This window comes from Serratia sp. NGAS9 (assembly GCF_009905295.1).
GTDB classification, from domain to species: domain Bacteria; phylum Pseudomonadota; class Gammaproteobacteria; order Enterobacterales; family Enterobacteriaceae; genus Serratia; species Serratia bockelmannii.
The window spans coordinates 4,596,020-4,609,055 of sequence record NZ_CP047605.1 but is presented as its reverse complement, the minus strand read 5'-3'; the positions used below and the strand labels follow the sequence as shown (position 1 = coordinate 4,609,055).

Annotated in this window: 9 protein-coding genes; 8 read left to right on the top strand and 1 reads right to left on the bottom strand. The window is 60.9% G+C overall.

The window, feature by feature from the left end; genetic code table 11:
• Nucleotides 1-13: 13 nt before the first annotated feature.
• Nucleotides 14-991 (bottom strand): MDR family oxidoreductase, encoded by a 978-nt coding sequence (locus GUC32_RS21935; protein WP_004936902.1) that lies wholly within the window; start codon nt 989-991, stop codon nt 14-16.
• Between the two features lie 204 nt (nt 992-1,195).
• Here GUC32_RS21935 and csrD point away from each other — a divergent pair, with 204 nt between their 5' ends.
• The 8 genes from csrD (at nt 1,196) to nit1 (ending at nt 13,017) form a co-directional block, all read left to right on the top strand.
• Complete coding sequence (csrD, locus tag GUC32_RS21930; protein ID WP_025304421.1) at nt 1,196-3,130, top strand: RNase E specificity factor CsrD; 1,935 nt, start codon at nt 1,196-1,198, stop codon at nt 3,128-3,130.
• A gap of 413 nt (nt 3,131-3,543) precedes the next feature.
• Nucleotides 3,544-4,587: a rod shape-determining protein MreB gene (mreB, locus tag GUC32_RS21925; protein ID WP_003855260.1), complete on the top strand. Its 1,044-nt coding sequence runs from the start codon at nt 3,544-3,546 to the stop codon at nt 4,585-4,587.
• A 94-nt stretch (nt 4,588-4,681) separates the two neighbouring features.
• The gene (gene mreC, locus GUC32_RS21920; RefSeq protein ID WP_025304420.1) at nt 4,682-5,698 is read left to right on the top strand and encodes a rod shape-determining protein MreC; all 1,017 of its coding nucleotides are present in this window, start codon (nt 4,682-4,684) and stop codon (nt 5,696-5,698) included.
• A complete protein-coding gene (mreD, locus tag GUC32_RS21915; protein WP_004936918.1) occupies nt 5,695-6,183 on the top strand; it encodes a rod shape-determining protein MreD in 489 nt (162 codons plus the stop codon). The genes mreC and mreD overlap by 4 nt, the downstream gene beginning before the upstream one ends.
• A 10-nt stretch (nt 6,184-6,193) precedes the next feature.
• The gene (locus GUC32_RS21910; protein WP_004936921.1) at nt 6,194-6,778 is read left to right on the top strand and encodes a nucleoside triphosphate pyrophosphatase; all 585 of its coding nucleotides are present in this window, start codon (nt 6,194-6,196) and stop codon (nt 6,776-6,778) included.
• Nucleotides 6,779-6,816: 38 nt separating this feature from the next.
• Nucleotides 6,817-8,286 carry a ribonuclease G gene (gene rng / locus GUC32_RS21905; RefSeq protein WP_025304418.1) on the top strand — a complete coding sequence of 490 codons (1,470 nt, stop codon included), beginning with the start codon at nt 6,817-6,819 and terminating at the stop codon, nt 8,284-8,286.
• Between the two features lie 88 nt (nt 8,287-8,374).
• A complete protein-coding gene (gene yhdP / locus GUC32_RS21900) occupies nt 8,375-12,178 on the top strand; it encodes an AsmA2 domain-containing protein YhdP (protein WP_261456601.1) in 3,804 nt (1,267 codons plus the stop codon).
• The gene (gene nit1, locus GUC32_RS21895; protein WP_038629939.1) at nt 12,175-13,017 is read left to right on the top strand and encodes a deaminated glutathione amidase; all 843 of its coding nucleotides are present in this window, start codon (nt 12,175-12,177) and stop codon (nt 13,015-13,017) included. The genes yhdP and nit1 overlap by 4 nt, the downstream gene beginning before the upstream one ends.
• The last annotated feature ends 19 nt before the right edge of the window (nt 13,018-13,036 follow it).

Here is a 13,036-nt window from a genome sequence, read left to right as displayed (position 1 = left end):
CGGGGGGAGAAGGTCAGCGGATTTTCACCAGGGTGCGGCCGGTGATTTGGTTGTTCAGCAGCGCGGCGGCGGTGGCCGGCGCCTGCTCGAGGGCGATTTCATGCGTGGCCTGCTGATAGAAGCTGTCCGGCAGAATGCCGGCCAGCCGTTCCCAGGCGGTTTGGCGGCGGTGCAGCGGCGTATGCACCGAATCCACGCCCTGCAGGCGCACGTTGCGCAGAATGAACGGCATCACGGTGGTCGGCAGTTGATAACCGCCCGCCAGGCCGCAGGCGGCGACGGTGCCGTTATAGTTCATCTGCGCCAGCACCCGCGCCAGCAGTTTGTCGCCGACGGTGTCCACCGCGCCGGCCCACAGCTGTTTCTCCAGCGGACGCGGCGTGTCGATATAGCCATCGCGCGACATGACCTCTTTGGCGCCGAGCGCTTTCAGGTACTCGGTATTGCTGTCGCGGCCGCTGATGGCGGTCACCCGGTAACCCAGCGCCGCCAGCAGGGCGATGGCGGTGCTGCCCACGCCGCCGCTGGCGCCGGTGACCAGGATATCGCCGTCGTCCGGGTGCACGCCGCCTTCTTCCAGCGCCATCACGCACAGCATGGCGGTAAAGCCGGCGGTGCCGATGATCATCGCCTTGCGCTCATCCAGGCCGTTCGGCAGCGGCACCAGCCACTCACCGGAGACGCGCGCCTGCTCGGCCAGGCCGCCCCAATGGTGTTCGCCCACGCCCCAACCGGTGAGCACCACGCTTTGCCCCTCTTTGAAGCGATCGTCGCGGCTGTGGCGCACGGTGCCGGCGAAGTCGATGCCCGGCACCATCGGGAAGTTGCGCACGATCTTGCCTTTGCCGGTGATCGCCAGCGCATCTTTATAGTTCAGGCTTGACCAGTTGATGTCGACGGTGACATCGCCTTCCGGCAACCGATCGCTGCCGATATCTTTGATATGAGCCAGAGTTTGGTCGTCTTGTTGTTCCAATAACAGTGCACGCATGTCACTCTTCCTCTCGTTTACACTTTTCTATCAATGGCTGAATCACATTTATTTGACTATATGCATAATAAGCGGCCCAAGTCCTGATAAAGGACAAAAACGGCGCTTGCAGGTTTAATTCCTCGGCAAGGCTTGTTAGGGTTGGACGGCCCCTTTTAGCTAAAGGGTGAACACTCACTTAACCATAGCGGACAAGGCACAGGGATGCGATTTACCACCAAACTCTCTGCATTGATCACTCTGTTGGTCGCGCTGGCGATGTTTTTGATGCTGATGGGATGCTCATACAGCTTCTTTTACGTTACCCAGGATCGCCAGGAGCGCCGCTTTGATTCGCTGGTCACCTCTCTCGATCAAGCCATGTTGCAGGAATCGCCGCGCGATCAGGAGAAATGGTTGCCGATTGTCATGCGTCCGCTCGGCATTGTGTCGATCCGCGTAGAGGCCGGTACCAGCAAGCTCCTCGACTATAAATTGCCGACGCTGAAAAAAGAGCCCTGGGATGCGCTGAACGGCTATCGTCAGGTCTCGCGAACTCTGTTGCAGCACCCGGGCAGTACGCTGCACATCACCTACCTCGATCCCTTCGCCAGCGACGTGCGCACGCTGCAATCCACCGCCGCCGTCACGCTGTCGATCGTCGTCATGGTGGTGGTTTTGCTGTTCAGCCTGCGCTGGCTGCGTGAGCAGGCCGACGGCGAAGATCGTCTGGAACGCCGTGCGCGGCGCATTCTGAACGGCGAGCGTGAAAACGTCATGCAGGGCGACGTGCGTGAGTGGCCAGCCAACGTCAGCGGCGCGCTCGACCGCCTGCTGGCCGATCTGGCGGAAGCGCGGGAAGAGCGCAGCCGGGTCGATACGCTGATCCGCGCCTTCGCCGCGCAGGATGCCAAAACCGGGCTGAATAATCGCCTGTTTTTCGATAATCAATTGACCACTCAGTTGGAAGATGAAGGCTCGCACGGCATCGTGATGATGGTGCGGCTGCCCGACTTCGAGACCCTGCGCGAGACGCACGGCAGCATGGCGGTGCAAGAGCTGATGTATTCGCTGGTCAACCTGCTGTCTACCTTCGTGATGCGCTACCCGTCGGCGCTGCTGGCGCGCTACTTCCACAGCGATTTTACCGTGCTGTTGCCGCATCGAACCCTGAAGGAAGCCGACGGCATCGCTTCACAGCTGGTCAACGCCATCGATGCCTTGCCTTCCACGGCGCTGATCGATCGCGAGGCCTTCCTGCACATCGGCATCGTGGCGTACCGCAGCGGTCAAACCACCGAGCAGGTAATCGACTATGCGGAGCAGGCGACGCGCCACGCTACGCTGCAGGGCGAAAACGGGTGGTATGTGTACGACAGCCAGGTGCCGGAAAAGGGGCGCGGCAGCGTCAAGTGGCGCACGCTGCTGGAACAGGTGCTGGCGCGCGGCGGCCCGCGGCTGTATCAGAAACCGGCGGTGACCGTGGAAGGCGAGGTGCACCATCGTGAGATCATGAGCCGGATCTATGACGGCACCCAGGAATTGCTGCCGGCGGAATATATGCCGCTGGTGCAGCAGTTGGGGTTGGCGGAGAGTTACGATCGCCAACAGGTGAGCCGCATCATTCCCTTGTTGGCGCAGTGGCCCGAGGAAACGCTGGCGTTTCCGTTGTGCGTGGACTCGATTTTGCAGCGCTCTTTCCAGCGCTGGCTGCGCGATACGCTGTTGCAATGCGAAAAAAGCCAACGTCGGCGAATTCTGATTGAACTTGCGGAGGCAGATGTGTGTCAACATATCGACCGTTTGCGTCCGGTGCTGAGGCTGTTGTCAGGGCTGGGCTGCCGTCTCGCGGTGTCCAAAGCGGGTTTAACCGTGGTCAGTACGTCCTATATCAAGTCGCTGCAGGTGGAGATCGTCAAGCTCCACCCGGGGCTGGTGCGGAGCATCGATAAGCGGGACGAAAACCAGCTGTTCGTGCAGAGCCTGACCGGCGCCTGCGCGGGCACGCGTGCTCAGGTGTTCGCGGCCAGCGTACGTACGCGCAACGAATGGCAGACGCTGAAAGAGCGGGGGATCCACGGCGGGCAGGGCGACTTTTTCGCATCGCCGGAACCTATCGACGCGGGGCGTAAAAAATATTCACGTCGTTATCGTGTTTAAGCTGATTGCCGGACAAAAATTGACGTAGAATGAGCGCCGGATCCATCTGGGCCATGTCACCCGTCATTTTGGAGTTTTCTCCAATCTGCCTGCGACAACGACGCCTATTTGAGATAGGCTCTTGTCAGCTTTTATCTGGTTGGCGTTGGTAGGTGCTTACCATCGGCGGCAATCAGGGAATATGTTAGATTTTATGAGCTGTGTTACGCCGTTTCGTGCGTTGACAGGGTGGTAAACTGAGCCTTTGTTCAGGGAATTCAGGCCTCATCCAATTTCCGTGCATTCGAGCAGAAACAATACAGACTATTTTTCACCGAAGTAGAACGTTTTTGCGCCTTGTCGCTGCTTCGTGTGGTTGGTAAAGTAGGCGGATTTTATTTTCCGCCCCCAGCTTGCAGGATTATCCTTTCGTTATGTTTAAGAAATTTCGTGGCATGTTTTCCAACGACTTGTCCATCGACTTGGGTACCGCCAATACCCTGATTTATGTTAAAGGGCAAGGCATCGTACTGAATGAACCTTCGGTGGTTGCCATTCGTCAGGATCGTGCCGGCTCCCCAAAGAGCGTCGCGGCCGTCGGTCATGACGCCAAACAGATGCTGGGCCGCACCCCCGGCAACATCGCGGCTATTCGCCCGATGAAAGACGGCGTGATCGCCGATTTCTTCGTGACTGAAAAAATGCTGCAGCACTTTATCAAACAGGTTCACAGCAACAGCTTTATGCGCCCAAGCCCGCGCGTGCTGGTCTGTGTGCCGGTCGGCGCGACCCAGGTTGAACGCCGCGCTATCCGCGAGTCTGCCCAAGGGGCCGGCGCGCGTGAAGTGTTCCTGATTGAAGAGCCGATGGCGGCGGCGATCGGTGCAGGCTTGCCGGTTTCCGAAGCGACCGGCTCCATGGTGGTGGATATCGGTGGTGGTACCACTGAAGTGGCGGTGATCTCGCTGAACGGCGTGGTGTACTCCTCTTCCGTGCGCATCGGCGGTGACCGTTTCGACGAAGCCATCATCAATTATGTGCGCCGCAACTATGGCTCGCTGATCGGCGAAGCCACCGCAGAGCGCATCAAGCACGAAATCGGTTCTGCCTATCCGGGCGACGAAGTGCGCGAAATCGAAGTGCGCGGCCGTAACCTGGCTGAAGGCGTACCGCGCGGCTTTACCCTGAACTCCAATGAAATCCTCGAAGCCCTGCAAGAGCCGCTGACCGGCATCGTCAGCGCGGTGATGGTTGCGCTGGAGCAGTGTCCGCCAGAATTGGCCTCCGACATTTCCGAACGCGGCATGGTCTTGACCGGCGGCGGCGCGTTGCTGCGCAACCTCGATCGCCTGCTGATGGAAGAAACCGGCATCCCGGTCGTGGTGGCGGAAGATCCGCTGACCTGCGTGGCGCGCGGCGGCGGCAAGGCGTTGGAAATGATCGACATGCACGGCGGCGATTTGTTCAGCGAAGAATAGTCAGCCCCTGGAAGGAGGAATCGTATCGGATGAATGCGCACAGCGAAAATCGGGTACGGTTCCTCTTTCTGTTGTCGAGGAACTCGCATAATTTATGAAGCCGATTTTTAGCAGAGGGCCTTCCCTGCAACTGCGACTTTTTTTGGCGGTGATTGCGGCCATTGGCCTGATCGTTGCCGACAGCCGGCTCGGCACGTTCGTGAAGATACGCAACTACATGGACACCGCAGTCAGCCCTTTCTATTTTCTGGCCAACGGGCCGCGTAAAGTTTTGGACAGCGTGTCAGAGACGCTGGCCACCCGCCAACAGCTGGAGCTGGAAAACCGCGCTCTGCGGCAGGAACTGCTGCTGAAAAACAGCGATATTCTTCTTCTTGGCCAATTCAAGCAGGAAAACGCCCGCTTGCGCGAGCTGCTGGGTTCTCCGCTGCGCCAGGACGAACACAAGATGGTCACCCAGGTGATCTCCACCGGCTCCGATCCTTACAGCGATCAGGTCGTTATCGACAAAGGGTCGGACAACGGCGTCTATGAAGGCCAGCCGGTGATCAGCGACAAGGGCGTGGTTGGCCAGGTGGTGGCGGTGGCGAAAGTCACCAGCCGCGTGCTGCTGATCTGCGACGCCTCGCACGCGCTGCCGATTCAGGTGCTGCGTAACGATATTCGAGTGATCGCCGCGGGCAGCGGCTGCGCCGACGATCTGCAACTGGAGCATCTGCCGAACAACACCGATATCCGCGTTGGCGACGTGCTGGTGACCTCCGGCCTCGGCGGCCGCTTCCCGGAAGGCTATCCGGTGGCGGTCGTTTCCTCGGTCAAGGTCGACAATCAGCGCGCTTACACCGTGATTCAGGCGCGGCCGACCGCCGGTCTGCAGCGCTTGCGCTACCTGCTGCTGCTGTGGGGCGCCGATCGCAACGGCGACATGCCGCTGCCGCCGGACGAAGTGCACCGCGTCGCCAATGAGCGCCTGATGCAGATGATGCCGCAGGTGTTGCCGCCTGCCGGTTCTGTTGGGCCGCAGCTGCCCGCACCGGCCACCGGCGTGGCGCCGCAACCCGCCGGCGCTACGCCATCGGCTCAGCCTGCCGCGGCGGGAGTGGTGCAATGAACAGTTACCGCAGCCACGGGCGCTGGATCATCTGGCTGTCGTTCCTGGTGGCGTTGGTGCTGCAAATCATGCCGTGGCCGGAGCAGATCTACATGTTCCGGCCTTCCTGGCTGGTGCTGATCCTGATCTACTGGGTAATGGCCTTGCCGCATCGTGTCAACGTCGGTACCGGCTTCGTGCTGGGGTTGATTATGGATCTGATCCTCGGCTCTACGCTGGGCGTACGCGCGCTGGCGCTGGGCATCATCGCCTATCTGGTGGCGTTCAAATTCCAACTGTTCCGCAATATGGCGCTGTGGCAACAGGCGCTGATCGTCGTGCTGCTGTCGCTGTCGATGGATGTGGTGGTGTTCTGGGCTGAGTTTTTAGTGATCAACGTCTCTTTCCGCCCAGAGGTATTCTGGAGTAGTGTGGTAAACGGCATTTTGTGGCCGTGGTTATTCCTGTTGATGCGCAAAATCCGCCGTCAGTTCGCCGTACAGTAAGGGTATATCAATGACTTCGCTTTATCTGGCCTCCGGCTCCCCACGTCGACGTGAACTGTTGACCCTGTTGGGTGTGTCGTTTGACATTCTGCTGACGCATACCGAAGAGCAGCGCCGGGAAGGCGAAGCCGCAGAGGCCTATGTGCGCCGTCTGGCGCAGGACAAGGCCAAGGCGGGCGTGGCGCTGGCGCAGGAAGATCGGCCGGTGCTGGGCGCAGACACCATCGTGGTGCTCAACGGCCGGGTGCTGGAGAAGCCGCGCGACGAAGCCCATGCGGCGGACATGCTGGCGGCTCTGTCGGGCAAACAGCATCAGGTGATGACGGCGGTGGCGATCGCCGATCGCCACGACGTGCGCTGCCAGCTGGTGGTGACCGACGTGACGTTCCGCAGCCTGTCACAACAGGATATCCGCGACTATATTGCTACGGGCGAACCGATGGATAAAGCGGGCGCCTATGGAATTCAAGGAAAGGGTGGTTGTTTCGTCAGAACGATAACCGGGAGTTATCACGCGGTGGTCGGTCTGCCGCTGGTCGAAACACATGAGCTGCTCAGTAATTTTGTCGCATTACGTGATGTAAGAACCGGTTGATGGGCGCTGCCATTATCGACCGGCTCTGAGGAGAAGGCATGACAGCTGAGCTACTGGTTAATATCACACCGTCTGAAACGCGGGTCGCCTATATCGATGGCGGCATTCTGCAAGAGATTCATATCGAACGCGAATCCAAACGCGGCATCGTCGGCAATATCTATAAAGGGCGCGTCAGCCGCGTCCTGCCGGGGATGCAGGCGGCGTTCGTCGACATCGGCCTGGACAAGGCCGCCTTCCTGCACGCCTCCGACATCATGCCGCATACCGAATGCGTCGCCGGCGACGAGCGGAAAAACTTCCACGTGCGCGACATCGCCGAGCTGGTGCGCCAGGGGCAAGACCTGATGGTGCAGGTGGTGAAAGATCCGCTCGGGACCAAGGGCGCGCGTCTGACCACGGATATCACGCTGCCTTCGCGCTATCTGGTCTTTATGCCGGGCGCGGCGCACGTCGGCGTTTCGCAGCGCATCGACAGCGAAGCCGAGCGCGAGCGCCTGAAGTCCATCGTTGCGCCGCACTGCGACGAGCTGGGCGGCTTTATTATCCGCACCGCGGCGGAAGGCATCGGCGAGGAAGAGCTGGCGCAGGATGCCGCGTTCCTCAAACGCCTGTGGACCAAGGTGATGGAGCGCAAGAAGCGCAACCAGACCAAATACAAGCTGTACGGCGAGCTGGCGCTGGCGCAGCGCATCTTGCGCGATTTCGCCGGCGCGGCGCTGGATCGCATTCGCGTCGATTCGCGGCTGACGCACGATCTGTTGGTGGAGTTTACCGGCGAGTACATCCCGGACATTACCAACAAGCTCGAACTCTACACCGGCAGCCAGCCAATTTTCGATCTGTACGACGTGGAAAACGAAATCCAGCGCGCGCTGGAGCGCAAGGTTGAGCTAAAGTCCGGTGGCTATCTGATCATCGATCAGACCGAGGCGATGACCACCGTCGATATCAATACCGGCGCCTTCGTCGGCCACCGCAACCTCGACGAAACCATCTTCAATACCAACATCGAGGCGACGCAGGCCATCGCGCGCCAGCTGCGGCTGCGCAACCTGGGCGGCATTATCATCATCGACTTTATCGATATGAACAACGAAGAGCATCGCCGCCGGGTGCTGCACTCGCTGGAGCAGGCATTGAGTAAAGATCGGGTAAAAACCACGATCAACGGCTTCTCTCAGCTAGGCTTAGTTGAAATGACGCGTAAACGCACGCGTGAAAGCATTGAACATGTGCTCTGTCACGATTGTCCTACTTGCAATGGGCGCGGCACCGTGAAAACGGTGGAAACCGTGTGCTACGAGATCCTGCGCGAGATTGTACGCGTGCACCATGCTTACGATTCCGATCGCTTCCTGGTGTACGCCTCCGCGGCGGTTGGCGAAGCGCTGAAGAGCGAAGAGTCGCATGCGCTGGCCGAAGTGGAGATCTTCGTCGGCAAACAGGTGAAGGTGCAGATCGAACCGTTGTACAGCCAGGAGCAGTTCGACGTCGTCATGATGTAGCCCGCCCGACATCGGTAGGGGCCCGGCACGCCGGGCCCGTCAGTGCATAGATATTCCCGTTGCCAGGCAGCGGAGCAAGGAGAACTGCGTGAGGCGACTGCCTGGGATTCTGTTAGCAACAGGCGCCACCCTAATCGTGATTGTGGCGCTGCTGATCAGCGGGCTGCGCCTGATGCTGCCGAAGCTGAACGACTATCGTCCCCAACTGCTGGCGCAGGTGGAGAAGCTATCCGGTGTGCCTGTGCAGATGGATTTCCTGCAGGGCAGTTGGGAAACGTTCGGCCCACAGCTTGAAGTGCGCAACCTGAGCGTTACGCTGCCCAAAAGCGATGTGCATATCGAACGCGTGACGCTGGCGCTGGACGTGTGGCAATCGCTGCTGCACTGGCGCTGGCAGTTCCGCGATCTGACCTTCTATCAATTCCGCCTCGATCTGAACGCCACGCTGGGCGGCGATCGTGAGGGCGACGGCCTTGAGCCCGGTAAAATCAGCGATCTGATGCTGCGCCAGCTCGACCACTTCGATCTGCGCGACAGCCGTATCTCGTTCCTGACGCCCGCCGGCGCGCGCGCCGAATTCGACATTCCCCAACTGACCTGGCTCAACGGCCGCGATCGCCACCGCGCCGAGGGGCAGATCAGCCTGTCGACGCTGAACGGCCAGCACGGTGTGGTGCAGCTGCGCATGGACCTGCGCGATAATCAGGGCCTGCTGGACACCGGCACGGTCTATCTGCAGGCCGATAACATCGACATGAAACCCTGGTTTACCCGCTGGCTGCGCGCCAACACCGGGCTGGAAAGCGCAGACTTCAGCCTGGCAGCCTGGCTGCAGGTGCAAAACGGCGAGATCGCCGGCGGCCATGCGTTGCTCAAGCAGGGGGCGGCCAACTGGAATACCGGCGCCGCGCAGCACCGGCTGGACGTAGACAATCTGGCGCTGTCGCTGCGCCGCCAGGGCACCGGTTGGCAGCTCGACGTGCCGCAGCTGCGGTTGAGCACCGACGGCCAGGCCTGGCCGCAGGGCGCGCTTTCTGCGCTGTGGCTGCCGGAAAACACCGAATTTATGGGGCCGGCGCAGAATGAAGAGCTGCGGGTGCGCGCGACCCATCTTCAGTTGGAGCGTCTATCGGCGTTGCTGCCGACCTTCTCGTTCCTCAGCCCGGACGTGCTCGATCGCTGGAACGATCTGCAGCCGCAGGGGAAGATGGAAGCGCTGGCGCTGGACATCCCGCTCAAGCAGCCGGAAAAGAGCCGTTTTCAGGCGCTGTGGCGCGATGTCAGCTGGCAGCGTTGGGAACTGCTGCCGGGCGTCAACCACTTCTCCGGCGCGTTGAGTGGCGGGGTGGAGAACGGCCGCCTGACGCTGGGGCTCACCGACAGCACCCTGCCTTACGGCGACATGTTCCGCGCCCCGCTTGAAATCAGCAGCGCGCGTGGCGCGCTGACCTGGCGTTACAACGATCAAGGCTGGGAGCTGGCGAGTCAGGGGCTGGACGTCAAGGCGAAGTCGCTGTGGGTCAACGGCGATTTCCGTTATCAGCAGCCGGCCAAGGGCGATCCGTGGCTGAATATCCTGGCGGGCATCCGCCTGTATGACGGCGCCGACGCCTGGCGCTATTTCCCGGAACCGCTGATGGGCAAGCATCTGGTGGACTACCTGGGCGGCGCCATTCAGGGCGGCCAGGTGGATAACGCCACGCTGATTTATTCCGGCGATCCGCAGCATTTCCCGTACCGCAAAAACGAAGGGCAGTTCGAAGTCTTCGTACCGCTGCGTCACGCCACCTTCCAGTTCCAACCGGGCTGGCCGGCGCTGACCGATTTGGCGATCGATCTCGATTTCGCCAACGAGGGGCTGTGGATGCATGCGCCGCAAACCCGCTTGGGCAAGGTGGCGGGCAAAAATATCAGCGCGGTGATCCCGGATTACCTGAAAGAGCGGTTGCTGATCGACGCCGAAGTCGCGGGTGCGGGCAGCGACGTACATGACTACTTCATGCAGACACCGTTGCACGATTCGCTGGGGGCGGCGCTGGATCAGCTGCAGATTGGCGGTGATGTCAGTGGGCGCTTACATCTCGATATCCCCCTGGACGGCGAGCAGGTCAGAGCCACCGGTGAAGTGGCGCTGAACAACAATTCGTTGCTGATAAAACCGCTGGAAAGCGAGCTGCAGAAGCTCAGCGGCAAGTTCCGCTTCGACAATGGCAATCTGGAGAGCGACACCCTGTCGGCCAACTGGTTCGGGCAACCGGTGGCGGTCAACTTCACTACGCAGGAAGGCGAGCGTGACTACAAGGTCAACGTCGGTCTGAAAGGAGACTGGCAGCCGGGCAAGTTCCCCGGCCTGCCAAAAGAGGCCGCCGATGCGCTCAGCGGCAGTGCGCCCTGGCAGAGCCAGGTGGCCATCACGCTGCCGCATCAGGGCTCGGCCAGCTACGATATCGGCCTTGACGCAGACCTGAAGAAAGTGAGCAGTCACTTACCTTCGCCACTGGACAAGGCGTCGGGAGAGGCGCTGCCGGTGAACGTCAAGGTCAAAGGCGGTTTGAACGGCTTTATGTTGACCGGCAGCGCGGGCAAACAGAACCGCTTCAACAGCGAATGGAACTTCGATAAAAAACAGGTGAACCTGGCGCGCGCCGCCTGGCAAACCAACGGGGGCGGCACCCCGCCTCTGCCGGCCGGCAAGTCGATGACGTTGAACCTGCCGGCGCTGGACGGCGAGCAGTGGCTGGCGCTGCTGGCACCGGCGCTGAAACAGGGCGGCGGCAGCGGTCAGGTGGGCGGTTTCAGCTTCCCCACCACCGTGGCGCTGACCACGCCGCAGCTGCTGTTGGGCGGCCAGGCCTGGCATAAGCTGACGCTGTCGGCCGAGAAACAGCTTGGCGCCACCCTGGTGAGCGCCAAGAGCGACGAAGTGGATGGTAGCCTGCGGGTGGCCGATCGCGGGCCGTGGCGCGCCGATATCAACTACCTGTATTACAACCCGCAGTTCGCAGAGACGAAAAACGCGGGGGGCACGCCGCCGCCGTCGACCGAGAACGTTTCCTTCCGCGACTGGCCTTCGTTGATGTTGCGCTGCAAATCGTGCTGGGTGCTGGGGCAGAACCTCGGTAAGGTCGAGGCGGATCTGACCAATCGGGGCGATACCCTGACGCTGGATCACGGCCTGGTCGATACCGGCAAAGGGCGCATGACCGCCACCGGCCTGTGGAAACAAAATGCGCAGGAAGAGCGCAGCTCGCTGAAAGGCAAGCTGCTTGGCGGCAAGATCGATGAAACCGCCGCCTTCTTCGGCATCACCATTCCGCTTAAGGGCGCGCCTTATGACGTGGATTTCGATCTGTACTGGCATGGCACGCCGTGGCAGCCACGGGTCGATACGCTGAGCGGTGCGCTGCAGGTCAAGATGGGCAAGGGTGAAATCGACAGTATGGGTGGTGGCCGTGCCGGTCAGCTGCTGCGGCTGGTCAGTTTCGATGCCCTGCTGCGCAAGCTGCAGTTCGATTTCAGCGATACCTTCGGCAAAGGCTTCTACTTTGATTCCATCCGCAGTACCGCCTGGCTGAAAGATGGCATAATGCATACAGATAATCTATTGATCGACGGCCTGGCGGCGGATATCGCCATGAGCGGCCAGATCGATCTGGCGCGCCGTCGCATCGATATGGAGGCGGTGGTGGCGCCGGCGATTTCGGCGACGGTCGGCGTGGCCACGGCGTTTGTCGTCAACCCGATCGTCGGCGCGGCGGTATTTGCCGCCTCGCAGGTGCTGGGGCCGCTGTGGAGCAAGATTTCGCTGATTCGCTACCATATCAGCGGCGATCTCGACCAGCCGAAGATCAATGAGGTACTTCGTAAGGCAAAGGAGGATAAGGCGTCATGAGGAATGCTAACGTTGCGTTGTTGCAGTTGTGCAGTGGCGATCAGGTGCGCGATAACCTGGCCCAGATTGAACAGCAGATCAAGCAGCTCAATGCCGGGGTAAAACTGGTCATGACGCCGGAGAACGCGTTGTTGTTCGCCAACTCCGCGGCCTATCGCCAACAGGCGGAAAAACAGGGCGATGGTCCGCTGCAGAATGCGGTGCGCGAACTGGCGCGCCGTTATGGCGTGTGGTTGCTGGTGGGCTCGATGCCGCTCGTCAGCCGTGAGAACCCGGAGCTTATCACCACCAGCAGCCTGTTGTTCGACGAGCAGGGCGAGATCCGCGCCCGCTACGACAAGCTGCACATGTTCGATGTGGACATCAACGACGCGCACGGCCATTACCGCGAGTCGGATACCTACCAGCACGGGCAGCACCTGACGGTGGTGGATACGCCGGTCGGGCGTTTGGGCATGACCATATGTTACGATCTGCGCTTCCCTGCGCTGTTCCAGGCGCTGCGGGCGCAGGGCGCCGAACTGATTTCGGTGCCGGCTGCCTTTACCCGGGTGACCGGCGAGGCGCATTGGGAAATCCTGCTGCGCGCCCGGGCGATCGAAAACCAGTGCATGATTCTGGCGCCGGCGCAGGTGGGGCGCCACGGGCCGACCCGCCGCACCTGGGGCCACTCGATGGCTGTCGACGGCTGGGGCAAGGTGTTGGCCGAGAACGCGGACGCCGTGGCGGCACTGAAGGTGCGTGTGGACGCCGCAAGCCTGAAAAATATTCGTGCGCAGATGCCGGTGCTGCAGCACAACCGATTCCAGACGTCGCTGACGGCGCCGTCTGACAAGTAATCCTCCAATCAAGAGTGAA

Bases quoted from the DNA above. Each gene is read 5' to 3' on its own strand.
- GUC32_RS21935 (WP_004936902.1), bottom strand. From the start codon at position 991: ATGCGTGCACTGTTATTGGAACAACAAGACGACCAAACTCTGGCTCAT.
- csrD (WP_025304421.1), top strand. From the start codon at position 1,196: ATGCGATTTACCACCAAACTCTCTGCATTGATCACTCTGTTGGTCGCG.
- mreB (WP_003855260.1), top strand. From the start codon at position 3,544: ATGTTTAAGAAATTTCGTGGCATGTTTTCCAACGACTTGTCCATCGAC.
- mreC (WP_025304420.1), top strand. From the start codon at position 4,682: ATGAAGCCGATTTTTAGCAGAGGGCCTTCCCTGCAACTGCGACTTTTT.
- mreD (WP_004936918.1), top strand. From the start codon at position 5,695: ATGAACAGTTACCGCAGCCACGGGCGCTGGATCATCTGGCTGTCGTTC.
- GUC32_RS21910 (WP_004936921.1), top strand. From the start codon at position 6,194: ATGACTTCGCTTTATCTGGCCTCCGGCTCCCCACGTCGACGTGAACTG.
- rng (WP_025304418.1), top strand. From the start codon at position 6,817: ATGACAGCTGAGCTACTGGTTAATATCACACCGTCTGAAACGCGGGTC.
- nit1 (WP_038629939.1), top strand. From the start codon at position 12,175: ATGAGGAATGCTAACGTTGCGTTGTTGCAGTTGTGCAGTGGCGATCAG.